Consider the following 18,779-nt stretch of genomic DNA (forward strand, 5'->3'; position numbering starts at 1 on the left):
TGGTAGGCTGATAGATCAGGAGGTGCCATGAGCGCGGTTGAAACGGTGAACGAGGACTCCCTCGCCGAAGCGAAACGGATCATCGAGGCGGGCGGCCTGGTCGTCATCCCCACGGATACGGTCTACGGAGTCGCATGCGACCCGCGCAACAAGGCCGCCATCGCGCGCATCTACGAGGTCAAGCAGCGTCCGCGGTTCAAGGCCCTGCAGGTCCTGCTTGCCAGCATCGAACAGATCGACGGCCTCGGCCTCGACCTGCCCTCGCCGCTCAACCGACTCGCCGCACGCTTCCTGCCCGGCGCGTTCTCGCCGATCGCCGTCGCCCGCGACGACTGCGATCTGGCCACCATCAGCCCCACGCCGAACGGCACGCGCACGCAGGGCATCCGCATCCCCAACTCGGCCGTCACCTTGCGCATCCTTAACGCCACCGGCCCGCTCGCCGCATCCAGCGCGAACCGGTCCGGCGAGGAAAGCGCCCAGACCGTCGAGGAGGCGCACGCCGCGTTCGGCGACAGCGTCGACCTGTACCTCGACGGCGGCCCCACGCAAGGCCACGTCGCCAGCACAGTGGTCGCCGCGAACCCGCTGTCGCGCGACGGCATCGACATCCTGCGCGAAGGCATCATCCCGCAGACGGTCATCCGCAAGGCCATCCACATGAACGGCGGGGGACTGGGCGAGTGAGAGTCTACTTCTTCATCGCGGCGCTCGCCGGCGGCCTCACGTATCTCATCACCCCGCTCATCCGCCACCTCGCCATCCAGATCGGCGCGGTCGGCAAGGTCCGTGCGCGCGACGTGCACACCATCCCCACCCCGCGCATGGGCGGCCTCGGCATGCTGCTCGGCTTCCTCGGCGCGATGCTCATCGCCAGCCGCATGCCGTTCCTGAGCAGCCTGTTCGAATCCAGCCATCAGGCGTGGGTCGTCATGCTCGGCGCGATCTCGATCTGTCTGATCGGCATGGCCGACGACCTGTGGGACCTCGACTGGATGCTCAAGATGTCCGGTCAGCTGCTGACGGCCGTATTCGTCGCGTGGGGCGGTCTGCAGATCATCTCGCTGCCGCTCGGCTCGCTCGTGACCGCATCCCCGAGCATTTCGATCACGATCACCGCGTTTCTGATCGTCGCGTCGATCAACGCGGTCAACTTCGTCGACGGACTGGACGGACTCGCCTCCGGCATCGTCGCGATCGGCGGCATCGCGTTCGCCGTCTACTCGTACATCATCGCACGCTCCTCGCCGTCGTACGCGTCGATGGCGACGCTGATCGACGTGGCGATGATCGGCATCTGCGTCGGCTTCATCCTGCACAACTGGCATCCGGCGAAACTGTTCATGGGCGACTCCGGCTCCATGCTGCTCGGCTATCTGATCACCTGCGCGTCGATCATCATGACCGGCCGACTCGACCCGGCCTCGATCCACGCGAGCATCTACCTGCCGGTGTTCATGCCGATCCTGCTGCCGATCCTCGTGCTGTTCCTGCCGGTGCTCGACATGTGCATGGCGATCGTTCGACGGCTCGCGAAAGGCCAGTCGCCGATGCATCCCGACCGCATGCACCTGCATCACCGGATGCTTCGGATCGGTCACTCCGTGCAGGGTGCGGTACTCACGTTGTGGGGTTGGGCGGCGCTCATCGCGTTCGGGTCGCTGATGATCCTGTTCTTCCGCGCGCGCTACGTGGCGATCGGCATGGCCGTGGCGACCGTGGTGCTCACGATCGTCACGATGTACCCGTATTTGAAGCACCGCATCCCCGAGATCCGCGAGGAGAACGAGGAGATCGAACGGCGTGCCAAGCACATCCGCGAGAACTGACGGCCTCTGCGGCGCGTCACATACCACGGGCGCGTGTCACTCGTCAACACACGTTCATATAGTGGGTCTATGGCTTTAATTCCTAACACGAATGACAACAACTACGCCCCGCTCCCTCCGATCTTCGCCCAGCTGGGCCTCGCCTACGACGACGTCCTGCTGCTGCCGAACGAGACGGACGTGATCCCGTCCGAAGTGGACACCACCACCCACCTGACCCGTGAAATCACCATGAAGGTCCCGGCGATCTCCGCCGCCATGGACACCGTCACCGAATCCGAAATGGCCATCGCCATGGCCCGCAACGGCGGCATCGGCGTGCTCCACCGCAACCTGTCCATCGACGACCAGGCCGCCCAGGTCGACGTCGTCAAGCGCTCCGAGTCCGGCATGATCACCGACCCGCTGACCGCCAACCCGGACGTCACCCTCGCCGACCTCGACAAGCTGTGCGGCAAGTTCCACATCTCCGGCCTGCCGGTCGTCGACAAGGACAACAAGCTCGTCGGCATCATCACCAACCGCGACATGCGTTTCATCGCCTCCGAGGACTACGACCACCTCAAGGTGCGCGACGTGATGACCAAGGAGAACCTCATCACCGGCCCGTCCAACATCTCCAAGGAGGACGCGCACGACCTGCTCGCCAAGCACAAGGTCGAGAAGCTCCCGCTCGTCGACAGCGAGGGCCACCTGACCGGCCTGATCACCGTCAAGGACTTCGTCAAGACCGAGCAGTACCCGGACGCCACCAAGGACGCCCAGGGCCGTCTGCGCGTGGCCGCCGGCGTCGGCTTCCTCGGCGACGCGTGGCAGCGCGCCTCCGCCCTCATGGAGGCCGGCGTCGACGTGCTCGTCGTCGACACCGCGAACGGCGAGGCCCGCCTCGCGCTCGACATGATCCGCCGCATCAAGTCCGATCCGGCCTTCCGCGACGTGCAGGTCATCGGCGGCAACATCGCCACCCGCTCCGGCGCCCAGGCCATGATCGACGCGGGCGTCGACGCCGTCAAGGTCGGTGTCGGCCCCGGCTCCATCTGCACCACCCGCGTGGTCGCCGGCGTCGGCGTCCCGCAGCTCACCGCCGTGTACGAAGCCGCCCAGGCCTGCAAGGCCGCCGGCGTGCCGTGCATCGCCGACGGTGGCATCCACTACTCCGGCGACATCGCCAAGGCCCTCGTGGCCGGCGCGTCCTCGGTCATGCTCGGCGGCGCGCTCGCCGGCTGCGAGGAGGCCCCGGGCGAGAAGGTGCTCCTGCACGGCAAGCAGTACAAGCTGTACCGCGGCATGGGCTCGCTGGGTGCGATGGCCCCGCGCGGCAAGAAGTCCTACTCCAAGGACCGCTACTTCCAGGCCGATGTCACCTCCAACGACAAGGTCGTGCCGGAAGGCGTCGAGGGCGAAGTGCCGTACCGCGGACCGCTTAACGCCGTCCTCTACCAGATGATCGGCGGCCTGCACCAGTCGATGTTCTACATCGGCGCGCACAACATCAAGGAGATGAGCGAGAAGGGTCGCTTCATCCGTATCACCGACGCCGGCCTGCGCGAATCGCACCCGCACGACATCGTGATGACCGCCGAAGCCCCGAACTACTCCGGTTTCCACAACTGATCGGTCGGTTTCAGCTATCTCGGCTCCCTCTGATGAGGGAGCTGTCATCGTAGGTGACTGAGGGAGAGAACACGGGGCATGCCCGTGACAGTCTTCAGTCGTGCCACGCGTGTCAGCTCCGTCATCCGAGGGAGCTTTTTCGTATGTGCTGATTGATCGATAGCGGCTCTCCTGTCCGCGTACGGCAGGGGAGCCGTTTTTGTAGCGGCGGCGCGGTAGCCTGTACTGTTCGATACAGGACGAGACGCACAGCTAACGAAAGGTGGCACACGATGGTGGACAGCCATGATGCGGAAACGTACAGCGCGAAGGATTCGCGCCTGATCTGGATCGATTGCGAGATGACCGGACTCGACATCTTCGGCGGCGACGAGCTGGTCGAAGTCTCCGTCGTGCCGACCGACTTCGACCTCAACGTGCTCGACGAGGGCGTGGACTACGTCATCAAGCCTTCCGAGGCCGCCGTCGCGCACATGAACGACTTCGTGCGCAACATGCACACACGCTCCGGCCTCATCAACGAGTGGGAGCACGGCCTGTCGTTGGCCGAGGCCGAGCGGAAGGTCACCGAATACGTGCTGCGCTTCACCCCGGACGGCGTGCGCCCGCTGCTCGCCGGCAACACGATCGGAAGCGACAAGAAGTTCCTCGACCACTATATGCCGAACCTTATGAGCCACCTGCACTACCGCAGCGTCGACGTGAGCACTTTGAAGGAGCTCGCCCGCCGCTGGTACCCGGCCGTGTACGAGAACCGCCCGCCGAAGAACGGCGGCCACCGCGCGCTCGCCGACATCATCGAGTCGCTTGACGAGCTGCGCTACTACCGCGAGGCGTTCATGGCTCCGGCCCCCGGCCCGGACGAGGCGACCGCCAAGCGCATCGCCGCCGACGTCGTCGCCACCAGCATCCTCAACAAATGAATATCTCGGCTCCCTCGGCTGAGGGAGCTGTCGCGCGAAGCGTGACTGAGGGAGCGTACACCCATCGGCCCATAGAGTTTTTTAAAGGCTATAACGTGTACGCTCCCCCAGTCAGCTTCGCTGACAGCCCCCTCAGCCGAGGGGGCCAAGAAAAGAAAGCAAAAGGAAAACCGCATGACCGCAGCAGACTGGACCACGCTCACCGGTCCCGCAGACATCCGACTCGTCGTCGCCGACATGGACGGCACGTTGCTCGATGAACACAGCGAGATCCCATCCGGATTCTGGCCGATGCTCGAACGGCTGCAGTCGCGCGGCGTCGAATTCGTGCCCGCATCCGGCCGCCAGTACGCCACGCTGCGATCCATGTTCGCCGACCGCGTGCCGCGCGAACTGTCGTACATCGCGGAGAACGGCAACGTCGTCGTCGCGGACGGCGAACTGATCGAAGTCCACGGTGTGGACGTCGCCGTCTCGCGTACCGTCATCGACATGGTCGATACGGCCGTCGCGAACGGTACGCACGACGTCGGCCTCGTGCTGTGCGGACTGAACACGGCGTACGTGCAGCGCACCGATCCCGCGTTCGTGGACGAATGCCGCAAGTACTACCATGCGCTCGAGATCGTGCCCGATCTGCACGCCGTGCTGCCGAGCGTCGAGCGCGGCGACGAGACGATGCTGAAGCTCGCGATCTTCGACTTCGGCGATGCCGAGTCGATGGCCGCCGATCTGCTGGGCGACGTCGCGCGCGACTGGCAGGTGGTCGTCTCGGGCGCGCACTGGGTCGACATCATGAATCCGCAGACCGACAAGCGGCGCGGGGTCGAGGCGCTGCAGCGGCACCTCGGCGTGAGTCCGGCGCAGACCGCGGTGTTCGGCGACTATCTCAACGATCTTGAGATGCTCGCCGCCGGCGAGTACTCGTTCGCGATGGGCAATGCGCACCCCGATCTCAAGGCCGCCGCGCACTACATCGCGCCCACGAACGTCGACCACGGCGTGCTGCAGGTCGTCGACCGTCTGGTTGGCTGACGGTGTTGTCTCGGCTCCCCTTGTCAGGGGAGCTGTCAGCGCAGCTGACTGAGGGGTAGTCAAACGACAGATCGTTGAAATACGGGAGCAGTCCGATATGCAACAGTCCGAGGCGCTGGCGATTCTGCAAGCCGGTGCAAACGTATTCCTTACCGGTGCGCCGGGTGCGGGCAAGACGTATGTGTTGAACGAGTTCATCGCCGCCGCGCGCAAGGCCGGCGCGTCCGTGGCCGTCACCGCGTCGACCGGCATCGCGTCCACGCATATCGACGGCCAGACCATCCACTCGTGGAGCGGCGTCGGCGTGTCGACCTCGCTCACCGCGAACCTGCTCAAGCTCATCAAGACGCGACGCCGACGCAAGATCGAATCCACCGACATCCTCGTCATCGACGAAGTCTCGATGATGCACGCGTGGCTGTTCGACATGGTCGACCAGGTCTGCCGTGCGATCCGTCGCGATCCGCGCCCGTTCGGCGGCATCCAGGTCGTCCTGTCCGGCGACTTCTTCCAGCTGCCGCCGGTGAGCGTGTCCGGCCGCAATAACGATCTGATCGCGCCCACGCCCGAGTTCGTTGCCTCCCGCGAACGCTACGCGAAGGCCGGACTGAATCCGGAAGGATTCGTCACCGAATCGCTCGTATGGGCCGAACTTGACTCGGTCGTCTGCTATCTGACCGAACAGCACCGTCAGGACGACGGGCAGCTGCTCGGCGTGCTCACCGACATCCGCGACGGCTGCGTCGACCAGGACGACCGCGACGCGCTCGTCACGCGGCTCGGCGTCGTGCCGGATGCCGGGGAGGTGGCCGTGCACCTGTTCCCGGTCAACCGGCAGGCAGACGGGCTGAACGATCTGCGGCTCGCGCAGATCGGCTCGGCGGAGCACACGTTCTTCGCGGAGTCGGCTGGGCCGGTGAATCTGGTGGACCGGTTGAAGAAGAACATGCTCGCGCCGGAGAAACTGGTGCTCAAGACCGGAGCGGCGGTGATGGCGCTGCGCAACGATGCCGACCGGCAGTTCGTCAACGGGTCGCTCGGCACGGTGCGCGGGTTCGCGTCCGAGGCGAAGGGCGGCTGGCCGATCGTCGAGTTCGAGAACGGCAACGTGGTGACGATGAAGCCGGCCGCGTGGGAGATGATGGACGGCGAGACGGTGCTCGCGTCGATCAATCAGGTGCCGTTGCGCTGCGCGTGGGCGATCACGATTCACAAGTCGCAGGGCATGACGTTGGAGCGTGCGGTGATGGATTTGCGGCGAACGTTCGCACCGGGCATGGGATACGTGGCGCTCTCGCGCGTCGAATCGATGGACGGGCTGTTTCTGGAGGGCATCAACGAGCGGATGTTCTACGTGTCGCCCGACGCGGTGCGGCTCGACGGCGTGCTGCGCGAGCGTTCCGATGCGGCCGCCGATCTGCTTGCGCAGGACGGTGCCGAGGCGTTCGACCCGAGCATCCGTGCCCGTGCCTCCGGCGGTTCGTCCGATGACGAGTTCGAGCAGGGCGAACTGTTCTAGCGGCTTGTCTTGCTCGCGGGTGGAAACGTACTGGCGAAAACATCACGCTGAGGAGCCGACTTGCGTGATGTTGTGGCTAGCAGTGGTCCGTTACTGGCTGAAATATCACGCGAACGGGGCTGTTGGCGTGATATTTTGGCTAGCAAACGGATGATACTATCCCGGATATCACGCTAAGAAGTTGGTTTGCGTGATGTTTTGGCTAGTATCCGAGAACTGGCAGCAGAAATACCACGCCAGAGGAGCGGATCGCGCTGCCGGTGGTGAGATCGGCTGTCCAAAAACATGGAGTTTCGGTGAGACGGGCGGGGCTGGGACGGTTGCTAATGTATGCGGTTCTGGTACAGTGTCGTGGGTTTGCTCGGAAAGGAGCAGGAACAGTGGCAATCGAAGACAAGAAGGAGCTTGCCGTGGCCGGTGAAGGCGCACAGAAGAAGAACATCAAGGCTATCGTCATTGCCGCGATCGTCGCGGTCGTGGTCATCGTCGCGGCCGTCGTGGTCGGCGTGACCGTGTTCGGAGGTCCGGACGTGGCGACGCTCAAGGCCGATTGCGCGGCCGCGTCCGACGACCTGCGCATCGCCCAGAACGAATACAACGGACTCGTCAACGGCGACGCCGCCACCGCGTCCGCCTACACCAAGGACGACGTGAGCGACGCCAAGACCCTCGACGCGCTCACCAAGGAACTCGCCGTCGAAACCCCGGAACTCGCCTCCTGCAACGTCGACGCGGATTCCGAATACGAGACCGCGATCGAGAACATCAAGAAGAACACCACCTGGTACCAGGACCACACCAAGACCCTGCAGAAGGCCGTCGACGCCGTCACTGCCAGCCTCAAGCAGTGAGCCAATCTGGCTCCCGCGCCCATCCCTGACGGGGGTGTTTCGGCACACGCCGAAACACCCCCGTTTGCAATTCGTCGCCAATTCACCTGAAAACACTATCGAAGCCTCGGCTCCCTCGGTTGAGGGAGCTGTCAGCGAAGCTGACTGAGGGAGCGTCGCGGCACGCCAGTGCCGCTAACCAACACAGTATCGTGCGAAGTGCGATTCCACTACCAAGGCCATGCCGGCCTAATTGCCGGCGACGCGTCCCATCGCCACCTTGTCAATCTCCGCGCACACCGCGTCGAACATGCGGTCCACCTGATTGTTCGCGAACCGGATCACCAGCAGTCCCGGTACCGCGGTCTCCATCTCCCGCGTGCGCTCGAGATCGGCAGCCTGTTGCTCCGGCGTGTAATGCCCGCCGCCGTCCAGTTCGACCACGAGCCGCGCCTTTGCGCAGTAGAAGTCGGCGATGCGCTCGCCGATGGGTTTCTGGCGTTGCCAGCGCAGCGTGTGGGTTGTGAGGAAGCAATACCAGAGCTTGCGTTCCTGCAGGGTCATGGTTCGGCGTAGTCGTCTGGCGAGTGGCGTGTTGGCTTGGTTGTAGTCCCTCATGGGTCGATCGTAGCGGATGATGCGTGTGGTAATGGAATCGCGCGTTGCGCGATGCCGTCGGTTGGCGGCCTAGCGGCGCGACGCTCCCTCAGTCAGCCTGCGGCTGTCAGCTCCCTCAGCCGAGGGAGCCAAGGCTCCGCCAGCATCATATGCTGTGATTTGCCGGGGGAAACGAGGGTCTGCTGGTGGTGCGTGGGCCGGGATGTGAGATGGGCGACACGCTGGGGTTGGGACGGGTGGTATGGTGGTAAGCATGATGAATCTCTTGTGTTGTTGTTGCCGCTAAGCGCGCCGCCCGTATCGGGCATTGGCGAGCGGTTGACAACGCATAACTTGAGATAGGGTCATTCTTTTCGATCATCCACCTGTGTTTGTGCATGGCGGTTTCGTATCATCATCGGTTGCGGATCGTCTCATATCATCATCGATCTGCAATCACAGGCGATATCAGCTCAACTGATCACTCATTTCATCGAAAATCAACGATCCCGTTTCTCGTATCTGCAAAGTCGGCCGGTGAGCCAGAACCTCTCCACCATCCGTACCGCGAAAACCAGAACATCCCCGCAGAAGAAACGAGAAACGATCATGACCGTCCACAACTCCATCGCCGAAACCATCGGCAACACCCCGCTCGTCAAGCTCAACCACGTCGCCGACGACGTCAAGGCCACCATCGCCGTCAAAGTCGAATATCTGAACCCCGGCGGCTCCTCCAAGGACCGCATCGCCGAACGCATCATCGACGCGGCCGAACGCTCCGGGCAACTCAAGCCCGGCGGCGTGATCGTCGAACCGACATCCGGCAACACCGGCGTCGGCCTCGCGCTCGTCGCACAGCAGCGCGGCTACCGCACCATCTTCACCCTGCCCGACAAAGTCAGCGAATCCAAGCGCGCCGTACTGCGCGCGTACGGCGCGGAAGTCGTCGTCACCCCCACCGACGCCGGCCCCGACGACCCGCGCTCCTACTACCAGGTCGCCGAACGGCTCGCCAACACCATCCCCGGCGCGTTCCGCCCCAACCAGTACGACAACCCGAACGGCCCGGCCAGCCACTACGCCACCACCGGTCCGGAAATCTGGCAGGCCACCGATCACAAGGTCACGCATTTCGTGGCCGGCATCGGCACCGGCGGCACGATCTCCGGCACCGGCCGCTACCTCAAGGACGCGTCGAACGGCGCGGTCACGGTCGTCGGCGCGGACCCGGAAGGCTCGATCTACTCCGCGCCCAGCATGGACGACGTGCACCAGTACGACATCGAAGGCGTCGGCGAGGACTTCTACCCGAAGGCGTTCGACCGGACCATCACCGACGCCATCGTCAAGGTCAACGACCACGACGCGTTCCTCATGACGCGCCGGCTCGCGGGGGAGGAGGGGCTGCTCGTCGGCGGATCATCCGGCATGGCCGTGGCCGCAGCCGTGCGATACGCGCGCGAGCAGCAGCTCGACGAGAACCAGCTCGTCGTCGTGCTCATGCCCGACTCCGGCCGCAGCTATCTCGAGAAGATCTTCAACGACGATTGGATGCGCGACCACGGCTACGGCGACATCGTCGAGGCGACCCGTCGGCCGGCACTCGCCGCGCAATACCTGTGAGCGGACGCGCGCAGACCGTTCCGCGACGCAACCATAACGCGCTATCGGCAACGCCGATAGCCACGCCACCACAAAAAACGAACCACGCCACTACTCTCACAAGAGGAACATTTCGAAAGGAACCGACCATGACCATCTCCACCAACGCCGAAGCGCTCGCCGCATCCCAGCTCGCCACCCGTGCCATCCACGCCGGCCAGGAGCCCGACCCGACCACCGGCGCGGTCGTCACGCCGATCTACGCCACCTCCACGTTCAAGCAGGACGGCGTCGGCGGACTGCGCAACGGCTACGACTACAGCCGTTCCGTCAACCCGACCCGCAACAGCTTCGACGCGCAGCTCGCCTCCGTCGAAGGAGCGAAGTACGCGCTCTCGTTCTCCTCCGGCCTCGCCGCGATCGACGTGCTGCTGCGTTCGACCATCAAGCCCGGCGACAACATCCTGCTCGGCAACGACGTGTACGGCGGCACCTACCGACTGCTGTCGAAGGTGTTCGTGCCGTGGGGCGTGGAACTCGACGTGGTCGACATCACCGACCTGGACGCGGTGGCCGCGGCGTTCAAGACCAAGCCGTACGCGTACATCTGGGTGGAGACGCCGTCGAACCCGCTGCTCAACATCACCGACATCAAGGCCGTGGCGGCGCTTGCGCACGAGCATGGCGTCAAGGTCGCGGTCGACAACACGTTCGCCTCGCCGGCGCTGCAGCATCCGCTCGAGGAAGGCGCGGACGTGGTCGTGTATTCGACCACCAAGTACATCGGCGGCCACTCCGACGTGGTCGGCGGCGCGGTGGTCCTGAACGACGAGGAGACGCGCGACAAGGTGGCGTTCCTGCAGAACGCGGCCGGCGCGGTGCCGTCGCCGTTCGACTCCTGGCTGGACATCCGTGGACTCAAGACCCTCGATCTGCGCGTCAAGCAGCACAGCCGTAACGCGCTCAAGATCGCGCAGTGGCTTGAAGGCCATTCCGAGGTGGAACGCGTGTGGTACCCGGGCCTCGAATCGCACCCGGGCCATGAGATCGCGGCCCGTCAGATGCACGGCGGATTCGGCGGCATGATCTCCGTGCAGATCAAGGCCGGCTTCGAGGCGGCCAAGCGCTTCGCCGGCGCGACGCAGGTGTTCACGCTCGCCGAATCGCTCGGCGGCGTCGAATCGCTCATCGAGCACCCGGGCGCGATGACCCACGCCTCCGTGGCGGGCACCACGCTCGAGGTGCCGGCGAACCTGATCCGCTTGTCGGTCGGCATCGAGGATGCCGACGACCTGATCACCGACCTCGATCAGGCGTTCAAGGCGATCTGAGGCGACGGTTCGATAGCTGTTTGACGATCGAGAGGCTACAACGGGCTTGTGTCGAGGTCGGTTTGACGATCGAGAGGCAGGTGCCGACGGAGCCAACGCCCTCTTCGCGGTGTTGTACCGTGTCAAAGACGGGTTGCTTCGTCGGAGCCTATAAGGACCAGCCTCTCGATCGTCAAACAGACCTATGCGGCGATCAAAAAATGCCTCTCGATCGTCGAACCGTCTGGCCTTGATGCCGGTGAGCGGGGTCTTTTCCAAACCTTGAGGCGGATTCGGCATCGCGCAGGGGTCTTTTTTCGAACTGTGAGGCAGTGCCGGCCGGCGAACCCGTACGACATACCCTCGTATTGGGTGTAATGCGTGGTGGCTCGACTGGGTGGCTGCCTCAAGGTTTGCAGAAAGACTCGTACGGGCCGTGAAAACTGCCTCAAGGTTTGCGAAAAGCCCCCGCAACATGCCCGAAGCGCCATCCATCGCCTACACTGGGAAGGCATGACAGACAATGCGGCGGCGCTGGGGGCGCTCAAACAGTATTTCGGCTACGATTCGTTCCGCCCGGGCCAATCCGGCCTGGTTGAGGCGATCCTCGCCGGGCATGACGTGCTCGGCGTGATGCCCACGGGCGCGGGCAAATCCGTGTGCTATCAGATTCCCGCCACGCTTCTGCCCGGCATCACCGTGGTCATCTCGCCGCTGATCTCCCTCATGCGCGACCAGGTCGACGCCCTGACCGACGCCGGCATCTCCGCCGCGTTCATCAACACCACGCAAAGCCCCGACGAACAAGGCGTGGTGCTCGCCCAGGCGGCCCGCGGCGATGTGAAGCTCCTCTACGTGGCCCCCGAACGCCTCGACACCGACCGGTTCCGGGACTTCGCCGTCCGCACACCCATTAGTCTCATCGCCGTGGACGAGGCCCACTGCGTCTCCCAATGGGGTCAGGATTTCCGCTCCTCATACCTCGGCATCGGCGAATTCATCGCCAACCTGCCCGCCCGGCCGGTCGTCGCCGCGTTCACCGCCACCGCCACCGAGCGCGTGCGCCGCGACATCGTCGGCATGCTGGGGTTGCGCACCCCGCAGGTCACCGTCACCGGTTTCGACCGCGAGAACCTGTATTTCGACGTGATCCGCATGGACACCAAGCACAAGGCCGCATGGGTGGCATCCTACATCGCCTCGCACCCGGACGAGTCCGGCATCGTCTACTGCGCCACACGCAAGACGACCGAGGAGCTGGTCGCCGCGATCAACCGGGCCGTGCCGGCGTTGCGCGCGGCGGGCGGGGACGGTGCGGGGCCGACGGATGGTTCCGGTTCCGCCTCCGAAAACCTCGGTCCGGTCGCCGTCGCCTACCACGGCGGCATGCCGGCCGACGCGCGCAACCAGGCCCAGCGCGACTTCGTCACTGACCGCATCCCCGTGGTGGTGGCGACCAACGCGTTCGGCATGGGCATCGACAAGTCGAACGTGCGCTACGTGATCCACCACAACATGCCCGAATCGATCGAAGCCTATTATCAGGAGGCCGGCCGCGCGGGCCGCGACGGCGAGCCGAGCCGCTGCACGCTGCTGTGGAACGAGTCGGACATCGTCACGCGCCGCCGTCTGCTCGACAGCGATTATGAGAACGATCGCATGACACCCGAGGAGCAGGAGATCAACCGCGCCAACAAGCGCCGTCTGCTCGACGCCATGATCGGCTACTGCCGCACCACCGACTGCCTGCACACGTACATGACCCGCTATTTCGGCGAAACTGCGCCGGTTGGCGGCGGCGCGAACGGCGGCGGGCAGGCCGTGAAATGCAAGGGCGGCTGCACGAATTGCGACAGCACGTTCGAGACGCTGGACGTGACCGACATCGCGCGGGCGATCAGTCGGTGCGTGCATGACGTGATGTACGACTACGACGATCAGAACCGGCCGACACGCGCCCCGATGCGACAGGGACTTGGCTCGGGCAAGATCGTCGCCGTGTTGCGAGGTTCGCGCGCGCAGGACGTCCTCGCCCGCGGACTGGACCGATGCCCGAGTTACGGAAGACTGGAACAGACGCCCGAGGCTCGTGTGCGCGATGTGCTCAGCCAGATGACGACCGACGGGTTCCTGTTCGTATCCGAAGGCCGACTGCCGATCGTCGGATTCGGCAAGCGGGCCGCGGAGACGGTCGCGCCGGATTTCCATTATGAGATCAAACGCGTGGAACGGGCGAAGTCGAGCCGTTCCGGTGCTGCGGGCAGCGGTAGTCGTGGTCGTTTCGGCGGTGCGGCGGCCGGGCCCGCACTTGGTTCGTTCGAACCGGTCAGCGAGGCCGACGAGGCGCTGTTCCAGCGGCTGCGCGCCCTGCGTCGCGACATCGCGCAGGAGATCGGCAAGCCGCCGTATATCGTGTTCTCCGACAAGACCCTGCGCGACATGGCCCGTGTCAAGCCGACCACCGACGAGCAGTTCCTCGAGGTCAACGGCGTGGGGGAGAGCAAGCTCAGGCAGTACGGGGAGCGGTTCATGGAGGCGATCGCCGGGTTTGGGGCTGGCGAATGAGTGGGGCGGGGATGCTTGCTTAGGGCAAACTCCGGGTGACCCCCTCAGTCAGCTTCGCTGACAGCTCCCCCTATCAGGGGGGAGCAGAGGAAGTGGGTGCGTGCTGCTGTTGAATTGAACTGAGTGTCTTATTCCTTGGCTTTGCTGACAATTTCCCTATTGGGGTGCTGGAGGAGCCGACGTGTTCTTGTTTGCTTGGCTCCTCGGTCAGGATAGCTGTCGCGAAATGACTGAGAGCTAGTCAGAACCGCGGCATGGAACCGACGAAGTGCTGGGCACATGGAATGCGGAAAACAACCGCCTATAAGCAACGTCTATAAGCGATTTGCCCGATTCGTGCAGTACGGCAAGGCCGATGGTGGAACAATGGAAGGCGGACATGAATCCTCAACATAAGGAGTCTGAATATGGCGGACAAGCCAGTCGTCGAAAGCTTCCAACTCGATCATACCAAGGTCAAGGCCCCGTACGTGCGTTACATCGACACGCAGACCGGCCCGAACGGCGACGTGATCTCGAACTATGACCTGCGTCTCGTCCAGCCGAACGAGAACGCGATCCCGACCGCCGGCCTGCACACGATCGAGCACACGATCGCCGTGCTGCTGCGCGAGCGTATCCCCGGCTACATCGACTGCTCGCCGTTCGGCTGCCGCACCGGTTTCCACCTGCTGACCTGGGGCACGCACTCCACCGAGGACGTGGCGAAGGCGCTCAAGGAGTCGCTCGAGTTCATCGCCTATCAGGCCACGTGGGACGACGTGCCGGCCACGACGATCGAAAGCTGCGGCAACTACCGCGACCACAGTCTGTTCACCGCGAAGGAATGGGCGAAGGACATCCTCGCCAAGGGCATCAGCTCCGACCCGTTCGAGCGCAAGCTCGTCTGAGTGGGGTTCTGCTGATCGTGACTATGGGCATGGTGCTTCATGGTCATCGTGATGTCATTTCGACCGAGCGAAGCGAGCGGAGAAATCTTACAGTGATTACGCCGTAAGATTTCTCCGCTCGCTTCGCTCGATCGAAATGACATATGTACTCGGTACTCGGTCGGAGTGGCATACTCCTTAGTGCCTGACCGCAGCAGCACGCGCGCAAACGAATGATCGGCCGCGTTCACCGTCCGCCGAGTTGGGCGACCGCCGCGTCGGACTCGTCCACGATGTGCCGGACCGCAGCTTCCGCACCGGCCCCGTCGCCCTTGCGAATCAGCGCCGCCGTCTCGACGTGGAGATTCAAGGCGGTCTGATTGGCGACCTTCGGCATCAGCTCATGCTGCGTGCGCCCGCGCAGGGTCGAGGCAACCACGTCGCCGAGCCGCGCGAACATGTGGTTGCCGGACGCCTCCAGCAGCGTGCGGTGGAACAGCATGTCGGCCGCCAGATATTCCGCGCCGTCCGCCTGATTCGAATACGACACCATGTTGATGGCCGCCTCGGTCAGCGTCGCCCAATGCTCGGTGGTGGCGTTCGCGGCGGCGAGCCGCGCGGCGATCGGCTCGACCGCGGCGCGCAGCTGGAACAGCTCGTGCATGGCCTGTTGGCGGTGCGGGCCGTCGAGCCGCCAGCGGATGACCTGCGGGTCGAACATGTTCCACAGGTTGATCGGGTTGACGGTCGCGCCGATCTTGCGTTTGACGCTCACCAGTCCCATCGATTCGAGCACGCGCGTCGCCTCGCGCGTCACGGTGCGCGACGGGCTGGCCTCGCCGTTCATCGACGGTTCGGGCAGACGCTCGCCGACCGCGATGTCGCCGTTGACGATCGCCTTTCCCCACTCGTCGAGCAGTTGGTCGTGCAGCGGGCGGTCGGCGGTGCGTTCGCTCGCCGTCGCGGCGTCGGTGCCGGATGCGAGGTCGAACGCGGGAGTGGCCGAAGAATTATCGGCAAAATTCACAACAGACATAAGACAAGTATGGCATACGATTCGTGATATGGCATACATATTCCGAACTTTGGTGTCGTGTTGTGTTGCGTATTCCATTTCTATGTTGTATATTTAATTACGACATACGAAAGAGTTGTGTGACTGTGTAAAGTCATACGATTTGATATCGATAGAAGGAAACGCAGTATGAATAGCGACGAGGCGACGACTACGAACAAGACGAACGCGACGACCATTCCCGACATCATCTCCGCGAACACCGTGCCGGACGGCTATTTCAACGACTGCAAGCCGATCGCCATCATCATGGGCGTGTGCGGATGCGGCAAGACCACCGTCGCCGAGCATCTCGCCGCCGAGCTGGGCGTCAAGTACGCTGAAGCCGACGACTTCCACCCGAAGGCCAACATCGAGAAGATGGCCGCCGGCCACCCGCTGACCGACGAGGACCGCTGGCCGTGGCTCGACGCGCTCGCCGCATGGATCGACCAGCGCGTGGCCGCGGGCGAGCCGGCCGTCGTCACCTGCTCGGCCCTGAAGAAGATCTACCGCGACCGCCTGCGCCGCAAGGGCGTCGTGTTCGTGTACATGAAGGGCACGTACGACGAGGTGCTGGCGCGCATGTCCGGCCGCAAGGGCCACTTCATGAAGACCGACATGCTCCAGTCCCAGTTCGACATCCTCGAGGAGCCGGGCGCGGACGAAGTGCACATCGACGTCGAGATCGGCCACGGCACCAGCCCCGACCAGGAGGCCGCCGCGGTGGTCGCCGCGCTCGGACTGTAAGAGCGGGCCGCGAACCGGACCGCGTGGCCGTTCGTCAAGACTTACCCAACCAACATCAACCACACCAAACACACCAAGGAAGGTGCAACCATCATGCAAATGGGAATGATCGGCCTCGGCCGCATGGGCGGCAACATGGTCAAGCGGCTGCGCGAAGGCGGCCATGAGATCGTCGGCTTCGACATGAACCCCGACTCCGGCCGCGACGTCGACTCGCTCGAGGCGCTCGTCGGCGCGCTCAAGACCCCGCGCGTCGTGTGGGTCATGGTGCCGGCCGGCGTGCCCACCGAATCCACGATCGCCAAGCTCGGCGAGCTGCTCGAACCGGGTGACATCGTCGTGGACGGCGGCAACTCCAAGTACACCGAGGATCGCGAGCATGCGGCCACGCTCGCCCAGCGCGGCATCGGCTTCCTCGACTGCGGTGTTTCCGGCGGCGTGTGGGGAGCGGAACGCGGCTACGCGCTCATGGTCGGCGGTTCGGCCGAAGACTACGCCACCGTGCTGCCGATCTTCGAGACCCTGAAGCCGGAAGGCGAGTACGGCCTCGTGCACGCCGGCCCGGTCGGCGGCGGCCACTTCGCCAAGATGGTGCACAACGGCATCGAATACGGCATGATGCAGGCGTTCGGCGAAGGCTTCGCCACGATGATGCGCAGCGAATACGTGACCGACCCGGCCAAGACGATGGCCTCGTGGCGCTCCGGCTCGGTCGTCGCCAGCTGGCTGCTCGACCTGTTCGAGAACGCGACCAAGGATGATCCGACGCTGCACAACGTACCGCCGGTCGCCAACGAGTCCGGCGAAGCCAAGTGGATGGTCGAGGCGGCGCTCGAACTCGGCGTGCCCACGCCGACCACCGCCGCGGCCCTGTGGCAGCGTCAGGATTCGCGCGGCGCGGCCGACGACATCCTGCGCGTCGTGACGGCCCTGCGCGCCCAGTTCGGCGGACACGTCACCAAGGTCGACGAAATCGCCACCCACTGAGCCCGCCTTCGTGACCCGGAGCGTGACCGGGAGCGTTTTCCCCATGTTGCGAATACCGTGAAAGTGTTGAATTTTCAACGTTTTTGATGGTGTGCGTGACTGGGCGCGCCCGCTCCCAGTCACGCTCCGCGTGCGGTTTGACGGAGTGATGCGGGGACCGGTGTTTGCATATCGAACAGTGATGTCGTGAACGTCGCCGATTGTGCCGCAGACGTGGTAGCCTATCGGCTCAGTTACGTTCCGTTCGAGCATGAGGTGAGTTGTGGGTTCCGAAGCGTCATCCGTCACGTCGTCCCGGCGGTTCCGGCATGCGACCATGCATGATTTTCCGCAGATGCAGAAGATCTACGCCCACGCGCGCGAACTCATGGCCCGCAACGGCAACCCGACCCAGTGGGGCACCACGTTCCCGCGCGAGGAAGTCGTGCGCGACGACATCGCGCACGGACGCACCATGCTGTTCGTCGATACGGCGAACGGCCACGAACGCATCCTCGCGCAGTTCGCATTGTGCCCCGGCGAAGACCCGACCTACGCGCACATCGACGGCGCATGGCTCGACGACGACACCTACGTGACCATCCACCGCATCGCCTCGTCCGGCCTCGTCAAACACGCCGCCCGCGACTGCATCCGCTGGGCCCTGAAACACTACGGCAACGTGCGCGCCGACACCCACCCCAACAACAAGGCCATGCAGCACGTTTTGGAAACCAGCGGCTTCGCCCGCTGCGGCCTCATCCAGCTCCTCGACCGTCCCACCGACACCACCAGGATTGCCTACCAACGCCACGAATGGTAACGAACAACGCGATGATGGAGCGTATGCCGCCTTTCCTCGGCGCTCGACATGCGAAGCACGCCTTCGGCCTCGGACGGCGGCCTCCGCACGCATCATCGCGTTGTTCGATTCGGGGTGGCGGCGGTGTTGCTCCTCGGTCGACGCACTGGAGTGCGCCTTCCCTCGGTGCGCCTTGATACCGCACGCATCATCGTGCCGTTTTCGTTCCTAGGCGATGATGGAGCGTATGCCGCCTTTCCTCGGCGCTCGACGTGCGAAGCACGCCTTCGGCCTCGGACGGCGGCCTGCGCACGCATCATCGCGTTGTTCGGTTCGGGGTGGTGGTGTTGCTCCTCGGTCGACGCGCTGCAGTGCGTCTTCCCTCGGTGCGTCTTGATACCGCACGGCGTCAGGGCGTCGTTTCGTTGCTGGGCGGGGCGGCCGGTGGAATAGTGGGGTCGTACTTGCGTACGATGCTGTTTTTTAGCGGCGGCTAGTGCCGCCGCAAGTA

General features: G+C 64.3%; 16 protein-coding genes. 14 read left to right on the top strand and 2 right to left on the bottom strand.

Annotated features, from left to right (window positions below):
- The first annotated feature begins 27 nt into the window (after positions 1-27).
- The 7 genes from AC1A0G_RS00070 (at position 28) to AC1A0G_RS00100 (ending at position 7,771) form a co-directional block, all read left to right on the top strand.
- Positions 28-687 carry an L-threonylcarbamoyladenylate synthase gene (locus AC1A0G_RS00070; protein ID WP_476526624.1) on the top strand — a complete coding sequence of 220 codons (660 nt, stop codon included), beginning with the start codon at positions 28-30 and terminating at the stop codon, positions 685-687.
- Positions 684-1,829, top strand: coding sequence for an MraY family glycosyltransferase (locus tag AC1A0G_RS00075; RefSeq protein WP_476526625.1), 1,146 nt, complete (start codon positions 684-686; stop codon positions 1,827-1,829). The genes AC1A0G_RS00070 and AC1A0G_RS00075 overlap by 4 nt, the downstream gene beginning before the upstream one ends.
- 69 nt (positions 1,830-1,898) lie before the next feature.
- Positions 1,899-3,443, top strand: a complete 1,545-nt coding sequence (guaB, locus tag AC1A0G_RS00080) for an IMP dehydrogenase (protein ID WP_476526626.1) — start codon at positions 1,899-1,901, stop codon at positions 3,441-3,443.
- 272 nt (positions 3,444-3,715) lie between these two features.
- Positions 3,716-4,366, top strand: coding sequence for an oligoribonuclease (orn, locus tag AC1A0G_RS00085; protein WP_476526627.1), 651 nt, complete (start codon positions 3,716-3,718; stop codon positions 4,364-4,366).
- A gap of 174 nt (positions 4,367-4,540) precedes the next feature.
- Positions 4,541-5,401 (top strand): Cof-type HAD-IIB family hydrolase, encoded by an 861-nt coding sequence (locus tag AC1A0G_RS00090; protein WP_476526628.1) that lies wholly within the window; start codon positions 4,541-4,543, stop codon positions 5,399-5,401.
- Between the two features lie 97 nt (positions 5,402-5,498).
- Positions 5,499-6,920 carry a PIF1 family DEAD/DEAH box helicase gene (locus AC1A0G_RS00095; protein WP_476526629.1) on the top strand — a complete coding sequence of 474 codons (1,422 nt, stop codon included), beginning with the start codon at positions 5,499-5,501 and terminating at the stop codon, positions 6,918-6,920.
- Positions 6,921-7,300: 380 nt separating this feature from the next.
- A complete protein-coding gene (locus AC1A0G_RS00100) occupies positions 7,301-7,771 on the top strand; it encodes a hypothetical protein (RefSeq protein ID WP_476526630.1) in 471 nt (156 codons plus the stop codon).
- A gap of 228 nt (positions 7,772-7,999) precedes the next feature.
- On the opposite strand, the gene AC1A0G_RS00105 is transcribed toward AC1A0G_RS00100, so the two are convergent.
- Positions 8,000-8,368 carry an endonuclease domain-containing protein gene (locus tag AC1A0G_RS00105; protein ID WP_476526631.1) on the bottom strand — a complete coding sequence of 123 codons (369 nt, stop codon included), beginning with the start codon at positions 8,366-8,368 and terminating at the stop codon, positions 8,000-8,002.
- Between the two features lie 588 nt (positions 8,369-8,956).
- On the opposite strand from AC1A0G_RS00105, the gene AC1A0G_RS00110 reads away from it, so the two are divergent.
- From AC1A0G_RS00110 to AC1A0G_RS00125, 4 genes are all read left to right on the top strand, one after another.
- Positions 8,957-9,973 (top strand): pyridoxal-phosphate dependent enzyme, encoded by a 1,017-nt coding sequence (locus AC1A0G_RS00110; protein WP_476526632.1) that lies wholly within the window; start codon positions 8,957-8,959, stop codon positions 9,971-9,973.
- A gap of 128 nt (positions 9,974-10,101) precedes the next feature.
- Positions 10,102-11,283 carry a cystathionine gamma-synthase gene (locus AC1A0G_RS00115; RefSeq protein WP_476526633.1) on the top strand — a complete coding sequence of 394 codons (1,182 nt, stop codon included), beginning with the start codon at positions 10,102-10,104 and terminating at the stop codon, positions 11,281-11,283.
- A gap of 492 nt (positions 11,284-11,775) precedes the next feature.
- Positions 11,776-13,827 carry a RecQ family ATP-dependent DNA helicase gene (locus AC1A0G_RS00120; RefSeq protein WP_476526634.1) on the top strand — a complete coding sequence of 684 codons (2,052 nt, stop codon included), beginning with the start codon at positions 11,776-11,778 and terminating at the stop codon, positions 13,825-13,827.
- A gap of 407 nt (positions 13,828-14,234) precedes the next feature.
- Positions 14,235-14,717, top strand: coding sequence for an S-ribosylhomocysteine lyase (locus AC1A0G_RS00125; protein ID WP_476526635.1), 483 nt, complete (start codon positions 14,235-14,237; stop codon positions 14,715-14,717).
- Positions 14,718-14,943: 226 nt separating this feature from the next.
- Here AC1A0G_RS00125 and AC1A0G_RS00130 read toward each other — a convergent pair whose 3' ends face one another.
- Positions 14,944-15,732: a FadR/GntR family transcriptional regulator gene (locus tag AC1A0G_RS00130; RefSeq protein WP_476526636.1), complete on the bottom strand. Its 789-nt coding sequence runs from the start codon at positions 15,730-15,732 to the stop codon at positions 14,944-14,946.
- 168 nt (positions 15,733-15,900) lie between these two features.
- On the opposite strand from AC1A0G_RS00130, the gene AC1A0G_RS00135 reads away from it, so the two are divergent.
- The 3 genes from AC1A0G_RS00135 to AC1A0G_RS00145 all read left to right on the top strand — a co-directional run bounded on the left by AC1A0G_RS00135 (position 15,901) and on the right by AC1A0G_RS00145 (position 18,289).
- Entirely contained in the window at positions 15,901-16,500 is a 600-nt protein-coding gene (locus AC1A0G_RS00135; protein ID WP_476526637.1) for a gluconokinase, read from the top strand.
- Between the two features lie 93 nt (positions 16,501-16,593).
- Complete coding sequence (gnd, locus tag AC1A0G_RS00140; protein WP_476526638.1) at positions 16,594-17,487, top strand: phosphogluconate dehydrogenase (NAD(+)-dependent, decarboxylating); 894 nt, start codon at positions 16,594-16,596, stop codon at positions 17,485-17,487.
- A 316-nt stretch (positions 17,488-17,803) separates the two neighbouring features.
- Positions 17,804-18,289, top strand: a complete 486-nt coding sequence (locus AC1A0G_RS00145) for an N-acetyltransferase (RefSeq protein ID WP_476526821.1) — start codon at positions 17,804-17,806, stop codon at positions 18,287-18,289.
- Positions 18,290-18,779: the final 490 nt, after the last annotated feature.

It is taken from the genome of Bifidobacterium sp. LH_230 (genome assembly GCF_056357555.1).

What these genes read in the sequence shown, in the direction of transcription:
- AC1A0G_RS00095 (WP_476526629.1), top strand. Translation starts at nt 5,499, where the DNA reads ATGCAACAGTCCGAGGCGCTGGCGATTCTGCAAGCCGGTGCAAACGTA.
- guaB (WP_476526626.1), top strand. Translation starts at nt 1,899, where the DNA reads ATGGCTTTAATTCCTAACACGAATGACAACAACTACGCCCCGCTCCCT.
- AC1A0G_RS00125 (WP_476526635.1), top strand. Translation starts at nt 14,235, where the DNA reads ATGGCGGACAAGCCAGTCGTCGAAAGCTTCCAACTCGATCATACCAAG.
- orn (WP_476526627.1), top strand. Translation starts at nt 3,716, where the DNA reads ATGGTGGACAGCCATGATGCGGAAACGTACAGCGCGAAGGATTCGCGC.
- AC1A0G_RS00110 (WP_476526632.1), top strand. Translation starts at nt 8,957, where the DNA reads ATGACCGTCCACAACTCCATCGCCGAAACCATCGGCAACACCCCGCTC.
- AC1A0G_RS00105 (WP_476526631.1), bottom strand. Translation starts at nt 8,368, where the DNA reads ATGAGGGACTACAACCAAGCCAACACGCCACTCGCCAGACGACTACGC.
- AC1A0G_RS00130 (WP_476526636.1), bottom strand. Translation starts at nt 15,732, where the DNA reads ATGTCTGTTGTGAATTTTGCCGATAATTCTTCGGCCACTCCCGCGTTC.
- gnd (WP_476526638.1), top strand. Translation starts at nt 16,594, where the DNA reads ATGCAAATGGGAATGATCGGCCTCGGCCGCATGGGCGGCAACATGGTC.
- AC1A0G_RS00070 (WP_476526624.1), top strand. Translation starts at nt 28, where the DNA reads ATGAGCGCGGTTGAAACGGTGAACGAGGACTCCCTCGCCGAAGCGAAA.
- AC1A0G_RS00145 (WP_476526821.1), top strand. Translation starts at nt 17,804, where the DNA reads ATGCATGATTTTCCGCAGATGCAGAAGATCTACGCCCACGCGCGCGAA.
- AC1A0G_RS00115 (WP_476526633.1), top strand. Translation starts at nt 10,102, where the DNA reads ATGACCATCTCCACCAACGCCGAAGCGCTCGCCGCATCCCAGCTCGCC.
- AC1A0G_RS00135 (WP_476526637.1), top strand. Translation starts at nt 15,901, where the DNA reads ATGAATAGCGACGAGGCGACGACTACGAACAAGACGAACGCGACGACC.
- AC1A0G_RS00120 (WP_476526634.1), top strand. Translation starts at nt 11,776, where the DNA reads ATGACAGACAATGCGGCGGCGCTGGGGGCGCTCAAACAGTATTTCGGC.
- AC1A0G_RS00090 (WP_476526628.1), top strand. Translation starts at nt 4,541, where the DNA reads ATGACCGCAGCAGACTGGACCACGCTCACCGGTCCCGCAGACATCCGA.